The sequence below is a fragment of the Streptomyces sp. NPDC050422 genome, from assembly GCF_044458665.1.
Taxonomy (GTDB): Bacteria; Actinomycetota; Actinomycetes; order Streptomycetales; family Streptomycetaceae; genus Streptomyces.
On sequence record NZ_JBITIE010000001.1, the window covers coordinates 370,021 to 391,822 of the forward strand.

Annotated in this window: 16 protein-coding genes; 3 read left to right on the plus strand and 13 right to left on the minus strand. The window is 69.2% G+C overall.

Annotated features, from left to right (window positions below):
* The first annotated feature begins 263 nt into the window (after positions 1-263).
* Entirely contained in the window at positions 264-1,358 is a 1,095-nt protein-coding gene (locus tag ACIBJG_RS01580; RefSeq protein WP_399302772.1) for a hypothetical protein, read from the plus strand.
* A gap of 199 nt (positions 1,359-1,557) precedes the next feature.
* On the opposite strand, the gene ACIBJG_RS01585 is transcribed toward ACIBJG_RS01580, so the two are convergent.
* From ACIBJG_RS01585 to ACIBJG_RS01635, 11 genes are all read right to left on the minus strand, one after another.
* A complete protein-coding gene (locus ACIBJG_RS01585) occupies positions 1,558-3,192 on the minus strand; it encodes a glycosyltransferase family 2 protein (RefSeq protein WP_399302774.1) in 1,635 nt (544 codons plus the stop codon).
* 4 nt (positions 3,193-3,196) lie between these two features.
* On the minus strand, positions 3,197-3,898 hold the full coding sequence (locus ACIBJG_RS01590) for an Ig-like domain-containing protein (protein ID WP_399302776.1): 702 nt from the start codon (positions 3,896-3,898) through the stop codon (positions 3,197-3,199).
* Between the two features lie 92 nt (positions 3,899-3,990).
* Complete coding sequence (locus tag ACIBJG_RS01595; protein WP_399302778.1) at positions 3,991-4,806, minus strand: rhamnogalacturonan acetylesterase; 816 nt, start codon at positions 4,804-4,806, stop codon at positions 3,991-3,993.
* A 31-nt stretch (positions 4,807-4,837) separates the two neighbouring features.
* Complete coding sequence (locus ACIBJG_RS01600) at positions 4,838-6,340, minus strand: D-ribitol-5-phosphate cytidylyltransferase (protein WP_399302781.1); 1,503 nt, start codon at positions 6,338-6,340, stop codon at positions 4,838-4,840.
* Positions 6,341-6,399: 59 nt separating this feature from the next.
* Positions 6,400-8,427, minus strand: coding sequence for a hypothetical protein (locus ACIBJG_RS01605; protein ID WP_399302782.1), 2,028 nt, complete (start codon positions 8,425-8,427; stop codon positions 6,400-6,402).
* Between the two features lie 323 nt (positions 8,428-8,750).
* A complete protein-coding gene (locus ACIBJG_RS01610) occupies positions 8,751-9,452 on the minus strand; it encodes a signaling protein (RefSeq protein WP_399302784.1) in 702 nt (233 codons plus the stop codon).
* Between the two features lie 497 nt (positions 9,453-9,949).
* Positions 9,950-12,091, minus strand: a complete 2,142-nt coding sequence (locus ACIBJG_RS01615) for a 3-hydroxyacyl-CoA dehydrogenase NAD-binding domain-containing protein (protein ID WP_399302786.1) — start codon at positions 12,089-12,091, stop codon at positions 9,950-9,952.
* The gene (locus ACIBJG_RS01620; protein WP_399302788.1) at positions 12,088-13,308 is read right to left on the minus strand and encodes a thiolase family protein; all 1,221 of its coding nucleotides are present in this window, start codon (positions 13,306-13,308) and stop codon (positions 12,088-12,090) included. The genes ACIBJG_RS01615 and ACIBJG_RS01620 overlap by 4 nt, the downstream gene beginning before the upstream one ends.
* 284 nt (positions 13,309-13,592) lie before the next feature.
* Positions 13,593-14,867, minus strand: coding sequence for an HRDC domain-containing protein (locus ACIBJG_RS01625; RefSeq protein ID WP_399302790.1), 1,275 nt, complete (start codon positions 14,865-14,867; stop codon positions 13,593-13,595).
* A gap of 124 nt (positions 14,868-14,991) precedes the next feature.
* The gene (locus ACIBJG_RS01630; RefSeq protein WP_024488613.1) at positions 14,992-15,654 is read right to left on the minus strand and encodes a response regulator transcription factor; all 663 of its coding nucleotides are present in this window, start codon (positions 15,652-15,654) and stop codon (positions 14,992-14,994) included.
* 261 nt (positions 15,655-15,915) lie between these two features.
* Complete coding sequence (locus ACIBJG_RS01635) at positions 15,916-16,575, minus strand: DUF3000 domain-containing protein (RefSeq protein WP_399302792.1); 660 nt, start codon at positions 16,573-16,575, stop codon at positions 15,916-15,918.
* A 92-nt stretch (positions 16,576-16,667) separates the two neighbouring features.
* Between ACIBJG_RS01635 and hemE the strand changes: the two genes are divergently transcribed.
* Positions 16,668-17,741, plus strand: coding sequence for a uroporphyrinogen decarboxylase (hemE, locus tag ACIBJG_RS01640; RefSeq protein ID WP_399302794.1), 1,074 nt, complete (start codon positions 16,668-16,670; stop codon positions 17,739-17,741).
* 24 nt (positions 17,742-17,765) lie between these two features.
* Here the strand turns inward: hemE and ACIBJG_RS01645 are convergent, their stop codons facing one another.
* Both ACIBJG_RS01645 and ACIBJG_RS01650 read right to left on the minus strand, forming a co-directional pair.
* Complete coding sequence (locus ACIBJG_RS01645; RefSeq protein WP_399302796.1) at positions 17,766-19,148, minus strand: FAD-dependent oxidoreductase; 1,383 nt, start codon at positions 19,146-19,148, stop codon at positions 17,766-17,768.
* A gap of 83 nt (positions 19,149-19,231) precedes the next feature.
* A complete protein-coding gene (locus ACIBJG_RS01650) occupies positions 19,232-20,176 on the minus strand; it encodes a DUF4349 domain-containing protein (protein ID WP_399302798.1) in 945 nt (314 codons plus the stop codon).
* Positions 20,177-20,303: 127 nt separating this feature from the next.
* On the opposite strand from ACIBJG_RS01650, the gene hemG reads away from it, so the two are divergent.
* On the plus strand, positions 20,304-21,800 hold the full coding sequence (gene hemG, locus ACIBJG_RS01655; RefSeq protein WP_399302800.1) for a protoporphyrinogen oxidase: 1,497 nt from the start codon (positions 20,304-20,306) through the stop codon (positions 21,798-21,800).
* The last annotated feature ends 2 nt before the right edge of the window (positions 21,801-21,802 follow it).

Genomic DNA, 21,802 nt, shown 5'->3' on the forward strand with positions numbered 1-21,802 from the left:
GGTCTGTGGTCTTCCCGGCGCGCTCACGTGACGGCTGTGCCTCGGCGGACAGCGTGACTCACCTTCGTCGGCCGCGTGCAGGGGCGATGGGCTGACCGGTGTGCTCTCGAGCACGGCAGCAGGTCTCGTGGTGCACGGTGACGACGAAGTGAAGCATGTGACAAAATCATGGTCGGAATACCATGGGATGCCCGTGGCGGAAGAAGGCGGGGCAGGGCGTGATCCGTGGCAGGAATGGTGGTCGCTCTGCGGGGCCCCGGCGTGTGAGCACATCCGGTGCCCCGGGCGGAGCTCCGCAGGTTTCCGCAGGACCGGGGCGCTGGCTCTTCACCGGCCGCGACGGACGGATGACGGCGTACGGAACGTCGGCCGACGGACTGGTCCGCTGGACCGAAATGGCGGGGGGAACCGGGGCTTGGTCCGGTCCTGATTCCTTCGAGGTGCCGCACTGGGCCGGCCGGGTAGTGATGGCGCAGAGCCGTGAAGGCTATGTGTGCTTCGCCGCTCTCCAGGACCAGGACGGCGCGCAGAGCATCGCGGTGGCCACCCAGTTTCAAACGGGGCGCGCGTTGGCCGGCTGGCACTCCCTCGGCCTGCCGAAGAGAGACGGCGCCGCATTCGACGACGTCCTGGTTCACAGCCCGTTGATCGCGGTCAATCCCGCCACGAGCTCGGTACACGTGCTGGTTTCGCTCAGCCGGAGTGGCGTGTTCCGGTGCAGCCGAAAGCCTGAAGGCGAGTGGGGAAGCTGGAAGCCCGTCACCGATCGGGCATACCCCTCGGAGCCTGGGGTGGTCATGACCGAGGGAGGGCCACTGGAAGTCCTGGCCATCGGTCCTGCCGGAGCCGATCACTGGGTCGGAACGTCCAAGGGCCGGTTCCAGCTCGTCGGCAGCGTGGGGACTCCAGTCGTCTCCGGGTCCGTCACTGCCCACGAGACAGGACCCAAACGGGCAACCTACTTCTGGAGATACCCCGGTGACGGCTCGCTGGTGGCGTGGCGACGTCCTGACAGGCAAGGGACCGACGGTGGTCTCATGACGCTCGGGGGCGCGGGGGGCATCGGCGCACCCAGCGTCACTCGGGCCTTCATCGGCGGATACGACTGCACCGTCCTTGCCCAGACAGGCGTCGACGGTGCAGTGGAGATCACCGCGTACGTCACTGAGAACGAGGGATACGGAATGTGGTGGGCGCAGGTCGAAGGCCGGGGTATGCAGTCGCCGCAGGTAGCTGTGGACGGCGCCGGCCGAGTCGTGGTGGCCGCCCTCGACAGCGAGGGGTCTCTGCTCGTCGCGCGGCAGAACCATGCCATTGAGGGCCTTGGCTTCGAACCGTGGGTCCGGGCAACTGGCTGACGGGTGCGGTGGCGGCCGCCAGGGGCTCAGGAACGACCTGAGGCCGCCGTGCGGTGGCCCCCACGGCAGCGATGTCGTCCCGCCGGCGGCACGCCACGTGGTGGGGCGCTTCTCGCCCTCGCGTCCCGTGCCGCTTCGAAGAGAGGAAGCCGAACCGCTGACGATGGTCAGGAGGTGGCGGTCCGACATGCTTCGGAGTTCACCAAGTGGGTTCCTCCGGAGACGAGTTGTTCCCCTTCGGGAGTGGGCGGCGCTCCGCAACCTCGACGCCGAGGTGACCGGTCTCCGAGCAGAAGAGCGTGGCGACCAACTCGTGCTGTGCGGACGTGGGCGAGGGAGCAATGCGAACAGGCGCGCGGCTGGTGAGGTCGACGTTCTCGGAGCGCTCACGGCCCAGACGAACCTCCTTGGTGACCCCTTCGAAACTCACTGCGAGGTAGATGTCCCAGACGCCGGGTGCCACCGGCCACCCGCTCGTGGTCTGCCGAAGATTGACACGGGCGGAATACCGGCCCATCGCCCGGGGCTTCCCCTTCGTGTTCAGCAGCTTCTCGTCCCGGCGAGCCGTGACCGAGAAGCGGTGCTCATCACCACTGTCCGGCTCCCGCAGAACCACCTCGGTGGCTCTGTCCCGGGTGGACAGTTGCTCGAAGAAGGCGAACCCGTCAAGGCCGAGGATCGAGTCGGTCCACTGAACGCGGGTGAGCTGCTGACTCACGGTCATGCGATCCGTGATCTCGAAAAGTTCGTCGGGCAGCCCGACTTCGGCATCGCGGAAGAAGGGCAACGTGGTGAAGACCCTTCCGTTCTCCACAGTCTTGCGTGGAGGGGTGCGGTCCTTGTCGGTTTCGTAGGCGATCATGTGTGCCATCTCGGAGAACCGGCCCGCTGAAAGGAGGGCCAGCCGCACCGCGAGCGGCTTCGGAAGCAACGCGATTGAGCCGTGGGTGAGATGGGCGTTCAGCACGTCCCTGGCAGCCCAGCAGGTACGCTCCCGCTCGTCCCTGCTCCGGATCCCGATGAGTGAGGCGCCGGTGGCGGGACCCAGATCCAGTTCCAGATGCCTGGCGAGCAGGTAATCGCGTTGTGGACCTGCCGGCCGGAGCGAAGCGGCCCACCGCATCATGTAGTCCGCGAGACCGATCCGTTCGACGGGCGACAGCGCCGGTGTCCGGACCGGGTCCAAGATGAGGCAAGGGGCGTCGGCCACCACGGCGATGTTGTCGGCTGCCACATATGCCGCCGCGGTGAATGCCATCTCGTCTGCCCCGGCAGGGGCATCGAGCGGGAACTCCAGCGCGTTTCGGCGGAGCAGGTCGGTGCGGAAGAGCTTGTTCGCGGACAGCGACCAGTAGGCGCGAGAATCGTAGAGGCTCATGGACACGCGGCTGCGCCGGTACAGAGCGGCAGGTTCCGAGGTTCCCGCCAGGCTCTCAGGCTGTCCGGCGACGACGTCCGCCTCTTGTGCGTCAGCCATGTCCACCAGCCGTTCGAGGGCGTCCGCGTGCAGCCGGTCCGATCCCTCGAGGAAGATGACATACCGCCCGGAGACCTGGCTCAGAGCCATGTTGCGCGCTGCTGCGGGCCTCACGCCGATGGGCTGCCGGCCTGCCTTTATCAGATCCGGGTGAGCGCTCGCGATCTTCGCCAGCAACGCGGGACCGTGATCGGAGGATCCGTCGTCGATGGCCACCACTTCCAGGCGGTTCTTCCCGATCGACTGCGTCAGCAGCGAGTCGAGGCACGCCTCGACTGTGGTGGCGTGGTTGCTGACACGGACGGCAACGGTGACGTCGCGTATGTCGGCAGGGTGCATGGGCCGCGAGCGGAGCATGGGTTTACCGGTTCCTCGGAGATTCTTGGGGCCAGGGCATCTTCCCGGTCAGTTCGGGCCATTGCCAGGGAGAGAACGCGGTGACGGCAGGAGCCTGGGGGAAAACTCCCGGCGCCGCGGCGAGGTCACCGACGAACACATTGGCCGTCGCCGTCGCCTTCATCGAATCAGCGGTGCCGATCGTGTACTCGAACCGGTCGTAGCCGACGAATCCCGGAGCGGGTTCATAGGTCACCCATCCGTCGCGCGAGAGCTGAGCGTTGCCGTGCAGAGGCTGGGTGACCGAGATGGCGAAGCTGCCGTCCGGAGCTTCGTCGAGTACGTTCCCTTCACCCCGGACGCCCGGGCTCGTGAGAATCCGGAGCCCGGTCAGCCGATGCGGCATTATCGGCACCGAGTGCCCGGTCAGGCGCGCCGTACGGACCATCTTGCGCTGAGTCACGTCGGGAACGCCGACCATGATCTGGGGCCGCAGCCGGGGCGCGCACCCAGGGCGGCCGATCCGCACGGACAGCACTCCCGTGCGCGTCTCTTCGGGGTCGGCGCGCACTCTGAACCAGCGTTGCCGCGGAAAGTATTCGAGGGCTTCCAGGGACACGACTTCTCCGGCATCGAGCAGAGAGCTCTCCAGCAGATAGGCGCAGCCTCGCGGCGCCCCCTGCTCGGCGGCGACGCACAAGGCCAGCTCGATGATGTCGCCGGGCACGACGGAGCGGTCCGGTTCCGCTGAGCTGTAGAGGCCGGCGCGCACAATGCCCTGGGACGGGCCCGTGGCACGGCCGCTGCACAACAAGTGGTTCATACGGCGGGGTCCTCCGGGAGACGGATGGAGACCCGCTCCCTGGTCCGGCGGGCGAAAGTGTCGTCATCGAGCCAGCCCAGTTCGTCGTACGAGAAGCGGCGGCGATCCAGGTCTGTGGTCCAGTGCCCAGGGACGATCTGCTGACTGCGCAGGCTGCGGGCCACGTAGCGCGCGCACTCGATCGCACCCTCGGCACGCAGGTGCACGTTGTCCGCGTCCTGGACGATCTTCTGCAGCGGCTCACCGGGGCGCAGGTACGTGAACGCGTGCTTGGAATCCTCCGGCCCGAGCTCTTCCCACCAAGCGAGGCTCTGCCCGTACAGATCGACGACAGGGAGGTGTTCCTCCTGCGCGAGCCGGCGCATGGCGCTCGGATAATCCCCCAGGAAGCGGGACACGTTCCCGTGAAGGTCCACCCTGCGACGCTCAAAGGGGAGCAGCACCACCGGATGCCCCTGTGCTGCCCGGGTTCCGACGGCATAGGCGCGCATGTGCTCCAGGAACGATCCGAAGGGATCGGTGTGCAGACCGGCATCGGGCTTCCAGTCGATCTGGCCGAAGCCGAAGATCAGGTAGTCACCCGGTGCCATGTTCTCCAGGATCCACTGGAGACGGCCACGCTCATGGAAACTCTTCGAGCTGGCTCGGGCGCGTGCGCAATTGACCACCTCCACCGAGGGACTGAGGAACAACGGCAGTGCTTGTGCCCAGCCTGCCATCGGCAGGTGACTGACCGGCCTGGTGACGGCAGTGGAGTCACCGGCGATGAATATCTTCGGCTTCCGGCCGTCGGGCTGTGCAGAGTGGTCCATGAGTTTCTCTCACCGGTTGGACGCAGCGGGGTTATGCGGACGAGTCGGCCTGCTCGTGCAGGACCGATGCGAGTGCCTGCTCGAACTCCGAAGCGGCAGCCTGGCTCGTCGTGGGGTCCTGCTGGCGCACATCAATGACATGGCCCGTCATGGAGGACAGCAGGACGTCCAGCGAGCTGAGCGCCACCATCTCGGAGGAGAGCAGAGAACCACTGGGCTCGTCGCCGAAGGCCTTGGTCCGCATGGGAGTGGCCGTTCGCTCCGGGTTGACGCAGTTGACCCGGATGCGGTCCCCGGCCCATTCGTCCGAGAGGGCCTGCGTCAGATTCACCATGGCAGCCTTGGTCGACGAGTACAGGCTGTACTCGGCGCGCCCCCGTGTGTAGCTGCTCGAGGTGAAGAGCAACAGCTGACCTTGTGTCTCGGCGAGGTACTTGAACGCGGTCCGCGCGATGTTCACCGGGGCCAAGTAGTTGACCTCCAGCGCTTCGCGCAGGGTCGCGCTGTCCGTCGCGTCGAGTCTGCCGATCCGCAGGACCCCCGCCGTGTTGACGACGTAGTCGATTCTCCCGGTCTCCGCGTAGGCCCGGGAGAACGCCGCCTCGACATCGTCGGGGTTCTCCACGTGCGTGCCGGTGGTGGAGCGGCCCAGGGCGAAGACGCGAGCCCCGTATGCCTCGGCCATTCGGGCGATGTCGGAACCGATACCGTACGACCCGCCGAACACGATCAAGGTCCGCCCGGCCAGACCATTCCGGTAGAACTCCTCGCCGCCAGGGCTCGGTGCGGTGGTCGACGCCAACTGGAACAGCTTGTCGGCAATGAAGACGTCGACGGGCTGAGTCACCTTCATGTTGTACTCGTCGCCCATGACGACGTGGACAGGCACGTCCGGCAGGTACTTCACGACCACGGAACAGTCATCGGTGGCCTGGAAGTGAGGGTCGGAACTTGCGCGGGTGTAGGCGCTGTTGATGGTGGAGAGCCAGAAACCCTGGGGTGTCTGGCCGCGCCTGAGCCTGCCGCGGTCCGGGATCTCGGTGATGAACTCGCCGTCGCCCCCGTGCATCCGGGTGACAATCACGGTGTCGGCCGACGGGATGGCCACATCGACGGCCTGATACTTCTTCAGCGCCTGGACACATTCCTTGACCACGCGCTGTGAGACCAATGGTCGTACAGCATCGTGGAACAGGAGGTTGCAGTCCTCGCCGTCGTCGAGCCCGGCCTTCACCGCATCGATGGCCAGCATGGTGGTCTCACTGCGGGTGGAGCCTCCGGCGAGAACCTGGGAGACCTTGCCGAGCCCGGCACGAGCCACGATCTTTTCGGCCTCGGCCACATAGTCGGGCGTCATCAGAACGATCACGTCGTCGATGTCCGGCGAGCTTTCGAATATCTGCAGCGTGTGTTCCAGAATCGGCTTCCCAGCGATCTTCAGGAGCTGCTTGGGTATGGCGAGCCCGATGCGCTGCCCGGTGCCACCGGCGAGGACCACGGCGACGGTACGGCGATGGGTTGGGCGGGTGGTCAAGAGATCCTGCTTCCTCGAGAGATGTGGGTCGGCGGGCGGGAGGGTGAAGCCCTGCGCTGTCAGGCCGGCAGGCGGGGCTGCTGCCCCGGCTGGTCGGGGAACTCCTCAAAGGCTGGGTACTCGATGGGGAAGTCCTGGAGCCCACGGGAGTAGAGGTCGTTCGCGGCGTTGTTGAACCTGACCGTGGAAGGCGGGTGGTCCGTGCCGAGCAGATAGTCCTTCAGTTGCTCCCGATAGGAAGCCATCACGTCTTGCGTCGGATCGAGCGTGGCCGCCAGGGCTTGGTCGAGACCGTTGCAGTCGCCGTCGAGCAGGTACGACGCGTAGGCCGTGCGCTGTTCGTTCCGGAACTCCGCGTCGGGGAGCCCATCCAGGTTGAAGATCGCATACGGCTTCCGGGTCGCCACGAAGTCCGAGACGACACTCGACATGTCACCGATGAGCAGGTCGGAGTGGTTGAAGCAGTCGTACAGGGTGGGCACTCTGTCCGTCACGACGTGGTGGGCGTCCGGGGGCAGCGAGTCCCAGTAGAGGGTGCCGGCCTGATCACGCAGCTTTCGAATCCGGACGGTCCGAGCCTCTTCGGTCAGGTCCGGATGCTTGGACCGGACTCCCCGCTCCTGAAACGCGGCGAGACGTTTGTCGATGCGCGCCAGTTTGCGGGACGCGGTCTTCGAATCCAGTACGTTACGTCCGAATCGTCGCGCGTTGTCCTCCTGGAGAAGCGCGATGATACGCCGGTGTGCGGCCGCTGCGGCCGTTGACCGCGTGCCGGTCAGCGGGTGCGGCTTGTAGATGATCCGAAGGCGTCGCTCGTGCGACAGGAGGGCGCGTATGAGCTGCTCACCGGCCGGAATGACGGATGTGTAGCAAGCGTCGTCGGTCCAGCCCTCCCACGTGGGGGCATAGATGACGGTGGGTGTCTCGTTGTTGCTGAGCGAACCGGTCCAGTGTCGCAGCGGCGCCAGTTGGGGGCGCCCGACCTCGACGATCTGCTGGGCGGTCACTGCGTGCTTGATGCGCTCGTAGCGGTCTCGCCCGGCTCGGCCCGCCACCCAGATCTCGTCGAAGACCTTGCTGACCCGGTTACTGCTGGCCAGCTTGTCGCTGTCGCCGTGTCCGATGAAGACGTGCTTGACCTCGTGACGCTGAAGCATGTGCACGTTCTTGCCGGCGTTGCCCGGATAGAGGGTGACTCGGAGCTCGGGCATTTCGACGCGGGCCAGGTACTCGGCCTTCGGGACGCAGATGACCGGTACGGATGTGGCATCCAGGAAGCGCAGCGTGGCCCGCTCCCGGAGCACGATAATGGGCCGCAGGTCCATCGCCTCCAGGGACTCCAACCACATGTTCACCTGGTACATGAAGTCCCGCGAGACGGCGGCGAAGGTGAAGTAGAGCGCGATCTGAGGCCTGTACTCCGCGAGCTGTCGGTTCAGCTCATCGATGGCGTCGTCGGGAGACGGCAGTATGAGGGCATTCCTCGCGCCGGGCAGCAGGACCAGCACGGCCAGGCAGGCGAACCAGACCGAGGCGATCGCGCCGAAGGTCACGTACTCCCACCGGTCGGTGGCGATGGTTCCGATCGCACCGCCCATCAGAGGGACGTCGAGGTGCAGCGTCTTGCGGAGGTACTTGCTCATCAGGAAGGGGTGCGGCATGCGCCGTATTCCCAGCGCCTCCAGGTCGAGCCCACGGGTGGTGAACGGCAGGGCCGCGCGCTCGGTCTTGACCCGCTTCAACAGTGCTCCGTAGACGAGCTGGAGTACGAAGAGCAGCAGCAGACCCACGGATGTCATCTGGACGACGAACGAGTCGAGGTCGTTGATCGACCCGCAGAGAGCCAGTAGGAGGAACTGGCGGATCAGGAACCGGATGGTGAGGCCGAACCGTGAGTCCCGCAGCCGGTCCAGGGTCGAGGACTCGGAGGTGTGCAGGAGCAGGTCCGCCGCGTAGCTGGCTGCGGCCGCATATGTGAAGACGAGGAGTGACGGGATGACGACCGCTACCAGCATGCCCAGGAACCCGAGCACGAGGGCAGCGGTGATCAGAAACCCCAGTGCGGCCTGGCGGTGTGCTTTGCCCATCAGTGGCCGACTCCTCCTTCAGTGATGTGTGCGGCGCTTGGCTGTGTTGGCCAGCGCGAAGCAGGGAGTGCCGCACGTCACAGTGGGGGCCGAGCGCCGCAGTCGAATGGAGTGCGCGGGCAGGGTGTAAGGAACTTGTGAAGCCTCCGGCAGAACTCTAAACACTCATCGAGTGTTCAGTGAACTCCCATAGGGACAAAAGTTGAACATTCACTGCTTGGATGCCGAACAGTTATGAACAGAAAGGGGATTTTTGTGATCTCTCTAACTTTTCTGTGGCTCGTCTGACGATATGGCGGGTCTCGTGCTAGACCTCCTCCGCGTCAAGACCCGCACGAGTAGACGGTGAGTTTGCGCCGGTCACGCGTCTTGACCGACAAGGCGATGCAGAGCTCGGGCGTGCTGCCCGGCCTGACGGCGATCCCTTCAGGCTCCCGAAAGCGCAACCCCGGAGCGGCCGTCACTCGCCGGCGCGCAACCGTCCGCCCACTGCTCACGTCGATCGTCGAAACGAACGTGTTGCCGCCGGCGGACGGAGGATTCTCACCCGCTTCATCCGTATAGGGATTTCCGGTGAGCTGATAGATGTGCTCGTCGTGCAGGGCGCACCCCTGGAAGGTCTCGCCCTTCCTCAGCGCGGTGTCCGCGATGTTGTGCAGCGGCTCGTACCGCTGGGCGAGGAAGTCCTCTGTGCGATAGACCGCATAGGCGTGTCTCCTTCCGACCCAGTGACTCACCAGCACACGGCGGTTCGTCAGATCAAGTGTGGGGTGCATCCGTCGGGCGCCCGGTAGCGGACGGTGGTGGCGAAGGCCTGCCGACGCGCTGTCGAGCACGGTGCCGTCACGGAACGGGACACGGGCGATGGCGCGCCCGTACCCGGTCCGAGGGTCCGCATCGGACTCCACCCACAGCAGCACGCCCCCGTCCGACGGCTCCACCCCGAACGAGATCCCATGTCCGAATCCACGCAGGTACATGTGCCCGACGCTGTCTCCCGACGGGGAGAGGACGGTCAGGCACATGTCACCGGACAGCCGCCTGGCTCGACTTCCGAGGGCCCGGGCTTCGCCGGGAAGACGAACCGAGGACGGAATGAGCTGGAGAGCGTACGTAAAGCCCGGGCTCCGGCCGTAAGAGATCGACTGCGGCCCTGAGACATGGCGCAGAGGTACGGGCGCGATCAGTTCCGAAGCCGCGGAGACGTCGAACTCCCCGGCAGGCCCAGCGGATTCGCTGTCACCCTGCGCAACGGGGTCGGGCCGCGTACTCAGCAGGACACCCCCGCTGAGCGCGACGGCGGCACTGCTGCCGGCGAGGAGAAGTCCTCTGCGTGTGATGTGCCGTCCAGTGTCTGTCATGCCTGTGCGTACTCACCGTCTCCGCTCGTGGGCGGGTGCCGTCCACCCGTGGTGCAAGATCGACATTCTGTCACTGCCCGCGCGGGAGACGGACGGGACCGAACGCAGGAGGGTGCGGTTCGGAATCCGAACCGCACCCTCCTGCCCCTCGGTGAAGGACGTTACGCCGGAACGCTCGCCACGCCCCGCTCGAGGAACTTCTTCCCGTTCACCCGCTCGGACACGCCCTCGCGGTCCAGGTACGGCGTGATGCCGCCCAGGTGGAAGGGCCAGCCCGCGCCCGTGATCAGGCAGAGGTCGATGTCCTGGGCCTCGGCGACGACGCCCTCGTCCAGCATCAGGCCGATCTCCTGCGCCACCGCGTCCAGGACGCGGTCGCGGACCTGCTCCTCGGACAGGACGGTGTCGCCCTGCTTCAGGAGTGCGGCGACCTCCGGGTCCAGCTCCGGCTTGGCAGGATTCTCGGCGGAGTAGACGTAGAAGCCGCGCTTGCCGGCCTTGACGACCGCGGCCAGGTTCTCGGAGACGGTGAAGCGCTCCGGGAAGGCGCGGTTCAGGGTCTCGGAGACGTGCAGGCCGATGGCCGGGCCGACCAGCTCCAGGAGCACCAGCGGGGACATCGGCAGGCCGAGGGGCTCGATGGCCTTCTCCGCGACCTCGACCGGGGTGCCCTCGTCGATGACGTTCTGGATCTCGCCCATGAAGCGGGTGAGGATGCGGTTGACGACGAACGCCGGGGCGTCCTTCACCAGCACCGCGGTCTTCTTCAGCTTGCGGGCGACGCCGAAGGCCGTGGCCAGCGAGGCCTCGTCGGTCTGCTCGCCGCGGACGATCTCCAGGAGCGGGAGGATCGCGACCGGGTTGAAGAAGTGGAAGCCGACGACCCGCTCGGGGTTCTTCAGCTTCGACGCCATCTCGGTGACCGAGAGGGACGAGGTGTTCGTGGCGAGGATCGCGTGCGCCGGGGCGACCGCCTCGACCTCCGCGAACACCTGCTGCTTGACGCCGATCTCCTCGAAGACGGCCTCGATGATGAAGTCGGCGTCGGAGAAGCCCTCCGCCTTGTCCAGCACTCCGGAGACCAGGGCCTTCAGGCGGTTGGCCTTGTCCTGGTTGATGCGGCCCTTGCCGAGCAGCTTCTCGATCTCGGCGTGGACGTAGCCCACACCCTTGTCGACGCGTGCCTGGTCGATGTCGGTCAGCACGACCGGCACCTCGAGGCGGCGGAGGAAGAGCAGGGCGAGCTGGCTGGCCATCAGGCCCGCGCCCACCACGCCGACCTTGGTGACCGGACGGGCCAGGGCCTTGTCCGGGGCACCGGCCGGGCGCTTGGCGCGCTTCTGGACGAGGTTGAACGAGTAGATCCCGGAGCGCAGCTCGCCGCCCATGATCAGGTCCGCCAGGGCCTGGTCCTCGCGGTCGAAGCCGGCGCCCAGGTCGCCGTCCTTGGCCGCGGCGATGATGTCCAGCGCGCGGTACGCGGCCGGGGCGGCGCCGTGCACCTTGGAGTCGGCGATGGCCTTGCCGCGGGCGACGGCCTGGTCCCAGGCGTCACCGCGGTCGACCTCGGGGCGCTCCACCGTGACCGTGCCGTTCAGCACGTTCGCGGTCCAGATCAGCGACTGCTCCAGGAAGTCCGCACCCTCGAAGAGGGCGTCGGCGATCCCGAGCTCGAAGACCTGCTTGCCCTTGAGCTGACGGTTCTGGTTCAGCGAGTTCTCGATGATCACCGAGACGGCGCGGTCGGCGCCGATCAGGTTGGGAAGCAGCGCGCAGCCGCCCCAGCCGGGGACCAGACCGAGGAAGACCTCGGGCAGCGAGAACGCGGGCAGCGCCTTGGAGACGGTGCGGTACGAGCAGTGCAGACCGACCTCGACACCGCCGCCCATCGCCGCGCCGTTGTAGTACGCGAACGTCGGCACGGCGAGGCCGGACAGCCGGCGGAAGACGTCGTGGCCGCCCTTGCCGATGGCGAGCGCGTCCTTGTGCTCCTTCAGCAGTTCGACGCCCTTGAGGTCGGCGCCGACCGCGAAGATGAACGGCTTGCCGGTGATCCCGATACCGGTGATCGCACCCTCGGCGGCCTCCTTCTCGACCTGGTCGATCGCGGCGTTCAGGTTCGCCAGCGACTGCGGTCCGAAGGTGGTCGGCTTGGTGTGGTCCAGGCCGTTGTCCAGCGTGATGAGGGCGAAGTTGCCCGCACCGGCCGGAAGGTCCAGGTGGCGTACGTGCGCCTGGGTGACGACCTCGCCGGGGAACAGCTCGGCCGCACCCTTCAGAAGCTCAGTGGTGGTCGTGCTCACTTGTTGCCTCCGTCGAAGTGCGGGTTCTCCCAGACGACCGTCGCGCCCATGCCGAAGCCGACGCACATGGTCGTCAGGCCGTAGCGGACCTCGGGCTGCTCCTCGAACTGGCGGGCCAGCTGAGTCATCAGCCGGACACCGGAGGAGGCCAGCGGGTGGCCGTACGCGATCGCGCCGCCGTACTGGTTGACGCGGGCGTCGTCGTCGGCGATGCCGTAGTGCTCCAGGAAGGCGAGCACCTGCACGGCGAACGCCTCGTTGATCTCGAAGAGACCGATGTCCGAGATGGACAGGCCGGCCTTCGACAGGGCCTTCTCCGTGGCCGGGATCGGGCCGTAGCCCATGACCTCCGGCTCGACGCCCGCGAAGGCGTAGGAGACGAGGCGCATCCTGACCGGGAGGCCCAGCTCGCGGGCGACGTCCTCGGCGGCGAGCAGCGAGGCGGTGGCGCCGTCGTTGAGCCCGGCGGCGTTACCGGCCGTCACGCGGCCGTGGGCGCGGAACGGGGTCTTCAGACCGGCGAGGGACTCCATCGTGGTGCCCGGGCGCATCGGCTCGTCGGCGGTGACCAGGCCCCAGCCCGTCTCGCCGACGTCCGGGTTGGTGCGGCGCACGGAGACCGGCACCAGGTCCTGCTGGATCTTGCCGTTGGCGTACGCCTTGGCGGCCTTCTCCTGCGAACGCACCGCGTACTCGTCGGCGCGCTGCTTGGTGATCGTGGGGTACCGGTCGTGCAGGTTCTCCGCGGTCATGCCCATGAACAGGGCGGACTCGTCGACCAGCTTCTCCGACACGAAGCGCGGGTTCGGGTCCACTCCCTCGCCCATCGGGTGGCGGCCCATGTGCTCGACGCCACCGGCGACGACGACGTCGTACGCGCCGAAGGCGATGGAGCCGGCCGTCGAGGTGACGGCGGTCAGGGCGCCCGCACACATGCGGTCGATGGAGTAACCGGGAACCGACTGCGGCAGTCCGGCCAGGATTCCGGCGGTGCGGCCGAGCGTGAGGCCCTGGTCGCCGATCTGCGTGGTCGCGGCGATGGCGACCTCGTCGATCTTGGCGGGGTCCAGGTCCGGGTTGCGGCGCAGCAGCTCCCGGATGGCCTTCACGACGAGATCGTCGGCGCGGGTCTCGTGGTAGATGCCCTTCGGGCCCGCTTTGCCGAACGGGGTGCGGACGCCGTCGACGAAGACGACGTCCCGGATGGTACGAGGCACGGTGGCTCTCCTCCAGGGTGCGGGATGGCACTGCTGCGGGGCACGCCCGGGAGCGTGCCGCCACCCTCATGCTACTTGCGGGTAACCAGACTGCCCAGTCCTTGCGGCGGGAGCGGCGAAGGTCACATGCGCGAAATGGCCCGGACGGCCCCGAAAGGGGGCCGTCCGGGCCATGAAGAGAACGAGGCGAGTGGCCGCGGGCCGCGCCAACCTGGCGTGAATACGCCCCTGTCCGATGCCGTCCGAAGCGGTCCGAAGCCGTCCGAATGCCGTCCGAAGCCTTCTCAGGCCTCCGAAGCGAGTGCGCGCAGCAGGATCGGGGACACCTGTTCGATCTGCCAGTGTCGCGCCCCGTATCCGGAGAGCGCGCTCTCGACCGCTTCCGGGGTGAGCTTCTTCGGCGGTTCCCAGCAGACCCGGCGCACGGTGTCGGGGGTGATGAGGTTCTCCTGCGGCATGTTCAGCCGCTCCGCGAGCTCGGACACGGCCGTACGGGCGGCCGACAGCCGGGCCGCGGCGGCCGGGTCCTTGTCTGCCCAGGCGCGTGGCGGCGGCGGACCGGTCAGGGGCTGGCCGGGCTGCGGGAGCTCCGAGTCGGGCAGCTCCTTCGCCCGGTCCACCGCTGCCTGCCACTGTTCCAGCTGGCGCCGGCCCATGCGGTGGCCGAAGCCGGGCAGGGCGGTCAGGGCGTGGGTGTTGGGCGGGAGGGCGAGGGCGGCCTCCACGATCGCCGCGTCGCCGAGCACCTTGCCGGGGGAGATGTCGCGGCGCTGGGCGACCTCGTCGCGCATGGTCCACAGCTCGCGGACCACGGCCATCTGCCGGCGGCGGCGGACCTTGTGCATGCCGGACGTGCGACGCCACGGGTCCTGGCGCGGGGGAGCGGGCGGCGCCGAGGCGATGGCCGAGAACTCCTCCTGCGCCCACTCCAGCTTGCCCTGCCGGTCGAGCTCCTCCTCCAGGGCGTTGCGCAGGTCGATCAGCAGCTCGACGTCGAGCGCCGCGTAGCGCAGCCAGGGGTCGGGCAGGGGGCGGGTCGACCAGTCGACGGCCGAGTGCCCCTTCTCCAGCGAGTAGCCGAGCACGCTCTCGACCATCGCGCCGAGGCCGACCCGCGGGAACCCGGCCAGCCGCCCGGCCAGCTCGGTGTCGAAGAGCCCGGTCGGCGTCATCCCTATTTCGCGCAGGCAGGGCAGGTCCTGGGTCGCCGCGTGCAGGATCCACTCGGTGCCGCGCAGCGCCTCGCCGAGCCCGGACAGGTCGGGGCAGCCCACCGGGTCGACGAGCGCGCTGCCCGCGCCCTCACGGCGGAGCTGTACGAGGTAGGCGCGCTGCCCGTACCGGTAGCCGGAGGCGCGCTCGGCGTCCACGGCCACCGGGCCGGAGCCCGCGGCGAAGGCCGCGATCACCCCGGCCAGGGCATCGTCGGAGGCCACCACCGGCGGAATGCCCTCGCGAGGTTCGAGCAAGGGGATCGGCGCCGGGGCGACGTCGTCCGGGGGGGCGCCCCCGGTGGTTCGCAGTGAGGTGTCTGCTGCGGTCTCTTGGGCGTCGGTCACGTATCAAGGGTATCTGTGTATGCGCGGCGCCCGTCGACGGATGATCCGTTGACGGGCGCCGATGCATGTAATCCAGCCGGTTCCGCATTTCTGCACACCGGCGGGGGTGCGGATTCGGAGGGATTCAGTGGATGATGCCCGTCCGCAGGGCGACGGCGACCATGCCTGCACGGTCTCCGGTGCCGAGCTTGCGGGCGATTCGGGCGAGGTGGCTTTTGACGGTGAGGGCGGACAGTCCCATGGAGACGCCGATGGCCTTGTTGGACTGCCCTTCGGCGACGAGCCGCAGGACCTCCACCTCGCGGCCGGACAGTTCGCGGTAGCCGCCCGGGTGGCTCGGGGTGCCGGGGGGCCGGCGGTGCATACGGGCGGCGTTGGCGCCGATGGGGGCGACGCCGGGACGGGTGGGGTGGCCGATGTTGGTACGGGTGCCGGTGACGACGTAGCCCTTGACGCCGCCCGCGAGGGCGTTGCGCACGGCGCCGATGTCATCGGCGGCCGAGAGGGCTAGGCCGTTGGGCCAGCCGGCGGCTCGGGTTTCGGACAGCAGGGTCAGCCCGGAACCGTCGGGCAGGTGGACGTCGGCTACGCAGATGTCGCGCGGGTTGCCGACGCGGGGGCGGGCCTCCGCGATGGACGACGCCTCGATGACGTCACGTACTCCGAGTGCCCACAGGTGGCGGGTGACGGTGGAACGGACGCGCGGGTCGGCCACGACGACCATGGCCGTCGGCTTGTTCGGGCGGTAGGCGACCAGGCTTGCGGGCTGCTCGAGGAGAACGGACACCAGGCCTCCTGGGGAGTGGCGGGACGGGCCGGCTCGGGGATGAAGCCGGGGCGAACCGTGCTTGAAGGGTCATTGACTCCTTCGGCAGCAGACCCCTGCTCCTTTAGAGGAAGATCACTATTTGGTGAGTAACAATTCGGGCAAATAGGACGCGCGATCGATTGTACGAAAAGAGAGCCGGTGACTGTGCGACGTTTCGTGACACAGCGTCACGAAACGTGAATACGGCGGAACGCTGCGGGAAACGCGGCGAGCAGCGCCCTACGAAACCTGCGGCCCGCGCCGCTGCGGCAGCGTCACCACCGCCGCGTCCACCGGCTCCGAGGGCGGCAGGCCGGCGATCTGGCACAGCAGGTCGCCCCACGCCATCAGATGCGCCGCCGTGTCCGGCACGCCACCGCGGCCCTCGCGCGGCGTCCACGACGCCCGGATCTCGATCTGGGTCGCCGGACGCCGTGTCGCCAGCGCGCCGAAGTAGTGCGAACCGGCCCGGGTGACCGTGCCGCCCGCTTCCCCGTACGACAGACCGCGCGCCTCCAGCGCACCGGTCAGCCAGGACCAGCACACCTCCGGCAGCAGCGGATCGGAGGCCATTTCAGGTTCCAGCTCGGCGCGCACCAGCGTCACCAGCCGGAAATTTCCCTGCCAGGCCTCGTGCCCGGCCGGGTCGTGGAGCAGGACGAGCCGCCCGTCGGCAAGATCGTCCTCGCCGTCGACGACCGCCGCCTCCAGCGCGTGCGCGTAAGGAGCCAGGCGCTTCGGTGGCCTCGTCGGCTCCACCTCCAGCTCGGGCCGCAGGCGCGCCGAACGCAGCGCGTCCACCGCCGAACGGAACGCGGGAGGGACGGCATCACCCTCCGCGCTGTCCGTGCCGTCAGCACCATTGGATTGATCGGAGAAGTGTCCCTGCGCCGGAGCCATGCGGGGAAGAGTAGGCGGAACCGGAGCCTCGCGCGCGGAAGGACACCCGTGCGGGGCAGGGCTCATTCCGCGCGCATGCGAAGATTCTGTGCGTGAGCGCCATTGACCGCCCCTCGGGCCACCAGACGAAGACCTCCGCCACCCACGACTCGGCGTTCCTGAAGGCGTGCCGGCGTGAGCCCGTGCCGCACACGCCGGTCTGGTTCATGCGCCAGGCGGGGCGCTCGCTGCCCGAGTACCTGAAGGTGCGCGAGGGCATCCCGATGCTCGACTCCTGCACGATGCCGGAGCTCGTCGCCGAGATCACGATGCAGCCCGTCCGCCGCCACAAGGTCGACGCCGCGGTCTACTTCAGCGACATCGTCGTCCCCCTCAAGGCGATCGGCATCGACCTCGACATCAAGCCCGGCGTCGGGCCGGTGATCGCGGAGCCGATCCGCACCCGCGCCGACCTGGCCCGGCTGCGCGATCTCACCCCCGAGGACGTCTGGTACGTCACGGAGGCCATCGGCCTGCTGACCGCCGAGCTGGGGTCCACCCCGCTGATCGGTTTCGCGGGCGCACCGTTCACCCTCGCGAGCTACCTCGTGGAGGGCGGCCCGTCCCGCAACCACGAGCACACCAAGGCGCTGATGTACGGCGACCCGGAGCTCTGGGCTGATCTGCTCGACCGCCTCGCCGAGATCACCGGCGCGTTCCTCAAGGTCCAGATCGAGGCCGGTGCCTCCGCCGTGCAGCTCTTCGACTCCTGGGTGGGCGCGCTGGCCCCCGCCGACTACCGCCGCTCGGTGCTGCCCGCCTCCGCGAAGGTCCTCGACGCCGTCGCGTCGTACGACGTCCCGCGCATCCACTTCGGCGTCGGCACCGGTGAGCTGCTCGGCCTCATGGGCGAGGCCGGCGCGGACGTCGTCGGTGTCGACTGGCGGGTCCCGCTGGACGAGGCCGCGCGCCGCGTCGGCCCCGGCAAGGCGCTCCAGGGCAACCTCGACCCCGCCGTGCTGTTCGCCCCGACCGCCGCGGTGGAGGCCAAGACCCAGGAGGTGCTGGACGCCGCCGCGGGCCTGGAGGGTCACATCTTCAACCTGGGCCACGGCGTGATGCCGAACATGGACCCGGACGCGCTGTCGCGGCTCGTCGAGTACGTCCACACCAGCACCGCACGCTGAGCCCGCGGGGGCGGGCACAGCCTCTCAGGCGGTGCCCGCCTTCCGCAGTGCCGTGACGGTCTTGCGGGCCGCCACCAGGACCGGGTCCCACACCGGTGAGAACGGCGGCGCGTAGCCGAGGTCCAGGGACGTCATCTGCTCCACCGTCATCCCGGCGGTGAGCGCCACCGCCGCCACGTCCACCCGCTTCGCCGCCCCCTCGCGGCCCACGATCTGCACGCCCAGCAGCCGCCCCGTGCGGTACTCCGCGAGCATCTTCACCGTCATGGGCCGCGCCCCCGGGTAGTAGCCCGCCCGGCCCGTCGACTCGATCGTCGCCGTGACGAAGCGCAGCCCCACCGCGCGGGCGTCCTTCTCGCGCAGACCGGTACGGGCGATCTCCAGGTCGCAGACCTTGCTCACCGCCGTACCCACCACGCCCGGGAACGTCCCGTAGCCGCCGCCGACGTTGGCCCCGATGATCTGGCCGTGCTTGTTGGCGTGCGTGCCCAGTGCGATGTGGCGGGTGCGGCCCGCCACCAGGTCGAGGACCTCGACGCAGTCGCCGCCCGCCCAGATGTTGTCGTGGCCCACGACCCGCATCGACAGATCGGTGAGCAGCCCGCCGTGCGGGCCGACCGGCAGCCCGACGGCGCGGGCCAGCGTCGTCTCCGGCTCGACGCCGATGCCCAGCACCACCACGTCCGCCGGGTAGGTCGCGCCGGCCGTCTCCACGGCGCTCACCCGGCCGTCCGCACCGGTACGGATCGCGGTGACCCCGGCCCCGTTCACCGTCGTGATCCCCAACCCGTCCATCGCGTCGTGGACCAGGCGCCCCATGTCCGCGTCGAGCGTCGCCATCGGCTGCTCACCGCGGTTGAGTACGGTCACCTCGAAGCCGCGCTTGAGCATCGCCTCGGCCATCTCGACCCCGATGTAGCCCGCGCCGACGACGACCGCGTGCCGCCCCCTCGCCCGGTCCAGGGTGTCGAGCAGTGCCTGTCCGTCGTCCAGGGTCTGCACGCCGTGCACCCCGGCCGCGTCCATGCCGGGCAGCGCGGGCCGCACCGGACGCGCTCCCGTCGCGATCACCAGTTTGTCGAAGCCGGTCCAGGAGGTCTCGCCCGAGTCCCGGTCCAGCGCGCGCACCCGCTGCCCCGCGACATCGATCTCCGTCACCTCGGTGCGCATCCGCAGGTCGATGGCGCGGGCCCGGTGCTCCTCGGGGGTGCGCGCAATCAGGTCGTCCCGCTGCTCGACGTCACCGCCGACCCAGTACGGGATGCCGCAGGCCGAGTACGAGGTGAAGTGGCCCCGCTCGAACGCGGTGATGCTCAGCTCGTCCGGGCCCTTGAGCCGGCGTGCCTGGGACGCGGCGGACATGCCCGCCGCGTCACCGCCGATGACCACCAGTCGTTCCGCCGCCATGCCAGGTCCCTTCGACGCACAGTCCGAGGGGCCCACGCTACGGCGCCGGGAACCCGGGGGCGCCGCGGCGCCCCCGGTCCCTCCTACTCGGCGGCCGGCGGCTGCCCCGCCCCCTTCCCGCCCCGGCGGCGCAGGACCCGCCACAGGACCAGCAGGACGGCAGCTGCGGCCAGGAACGGCGCCGTGGCGCCCACGGCCATGGCGAGCCACCGCAGCATCGTCAGGAAGGCGTGCCAGCCGCCGCTCAGCGCGTCCAGGAACCCCGGATCCTCGTCCTTCTCGGGAGCCGCCTCCGGCTCCGTCAGATCGAGTGTGATCGTGGCCAGCGACGTACGGTCCTCGAGGGAGGCCTGCTGAGCCAGCAGGGACTCCAACGCGGCCTGGCGGCTGCTCAGTTCGCCCTCCAGCGATACGACATCGGCGAGCCTGTCGGCCCGGTCCATCAGCTTGCGCACCCGCGCGACACTCGAGCGCTGGGTGGCGATCCGGCTCTCCACGTCGACGACCTGATCGGTGACGTCCTTGGCGGTAGACGTGCGGGACAGCAGCTTCCCCGCGCCCGAGAGCTCCCGCAGCACACTGTCGTACTCGCCCTGCGGCACCCGCAGCACGAGATGCGAGGAGTCGTGCGTGTCGTCCACCTGCTCGGTCGACTCGTTGGCGACCAGTCCGCCCGCGTTCTGCGCGACGGTACGGGCGGCTGCCGCCGCCCTGGACGCGCTCTTCACCTCCACGGACAGGGCCGCGGTACGGATGACGTGCGTGGCGGTCGCCGCGTCCGGCTTCTTGGGCGTACCCGACCCCGCCGCCCCCTCCTTGGCGTCCGCGGCTGCCTCTCCGGCGCCCGTGGCCGCCTTGTTCTGTCCCTCGGCGGAAAGGGCGTGCTGATCGGAGGCCGAGCCGGAGTCGTCGCTGCCGGCGCCGCAGCCGCTCAGCGCGAGGACGGCGGTGAGCAGCCCGGCCGCGAGCGCGGTGCGGGTACGTCGGTCCGAGCGTCTGCCGGTACGGGTGATGGGTGCTGTCTGCATAACTGTCCCCCCAGGACGGGTGATTGATGGCTCCGGTTCGACGTACGCGATGGCGGTCCGGGTTGCGGAATGCCGATTTCGAAGCGGTCACGTTCAGGACTCGGAAGTGATTTGAGAGAGTGGGGGCATGCAGCGTTCAACACACCGCGCGGACAGGGCCCCCGGCCACGTCGTCGTCATCGGCGGCGGCATCGCCGGACTCGCGGCCGCACACCGGCTCCTCGGCACCGGTCTGAGGGTCACCCTCCTGGAGGCTACCGACCGGCTCGGCGGCAAGCTCATGACCGGTGAGGTCGCGGGCGTGCAGGTCGACCTCGGCGCCGAGTCGATGCTCGCCCGCCGGCCGGAAGCGGTCGGGCTGGCCCGTGCCGTCGGCCTCGGCGGCCGGCTCCAGCCGCCCGCCACCGCCGCCGCCGCGCTGTGGACGCGCGACGCGCTGCGCCCCATGCCCAAGGGCCATGTGATGGGCGTCCCCGGCGACCCGTCGGTCCTCGGTGAGGTGCTCTCGCCCGAGGGCCTCGCCCGCATCGCCCAGGAACGTGATCTCACCCCGACCGCCGTCGGCGACGACGTGGCCGTCGGCGCGTACGTGGCCGACCGGCTCGGCCGCGAGGTCGTCGACCGGCTGGTCGAGCCGCTCCTGGGCGGGGTGTACGCGGGCGACGCCTACCGGATCTCGATGCGCGCCGCCGTACCGCAGCTCTTCGAGGTCGCCCGGCAGGCGGGCTCCCTGCTCGACGGGGTCACCCGGATCCAGGAGCAGGCCGCCGCCCGGCAGCAGACCGGGCCGGTCTTCCAGGGGATCGACGGGGGCCTCGGCACGCTGCCCGGCGCCGTGGCCGACGCCGTACGCGCAGGAGGCGGCGAGATCCTCACCGAGACCCCGGTGCTGGGCCTGACCCGTAGCGCCGACGGCTGGGACGTCCGCACCGATACCCGGGTGATCGCCGCCGACGGCATCGTCCTCGCCGCCCCCGCCTGGTCCGCCTCCACCCTGCTGGCCGCCGAGTCCCCGGCCGCCTCCGCGGAGCTCGCGGGCGTCGAGTACGCGTCGATGGCCCTGGTCACCATGGCGTTCCGGCGCTCCGACGTGACGGGCTCCACGGCCTTCGACGGCCGCTCCGGCTTCCTGGTGCCCCCGGTCGACGGTCACACCATCAAGGCCGCCACCTTCTCGACCCACAAGTGGCAGTGGGTCTCCGACGCGGCACCGGACCTGTTCGTCCTGCGGACCTCGGTCGGCCGCTACGGCGAGGAGGACCATCTGCACCGCGAGGACGGCGAACTCGTCGACGTGTCCCTGAGCGACCTCGCCGCGGCCACCGGACTGGCCGCGAAGCCCGTCGCCACCGAGGTCACCCGGTGGATCGGCGGACTGCCCCAGTACCCCGTGGGCCATCTCGGCCGCGTCGCCCGGATCCGCGACGAGGTCGCCAAACTGCCCGCGCTGCGCGTGTGCGGCGCGGTCTACGACGGGGTTGGCATCCCCGCCTGTATCGCGAGCGCCCAGCGCGCCGCGGACGAGATCGTCCGGGACGTGTCGGGCGAGGGCCGCGCGGACGCGGGAGAGAGCATCGCCACTGGGACCCTGGTTCAGGGCACACGGAGCGAGGCGGGACAATAGCC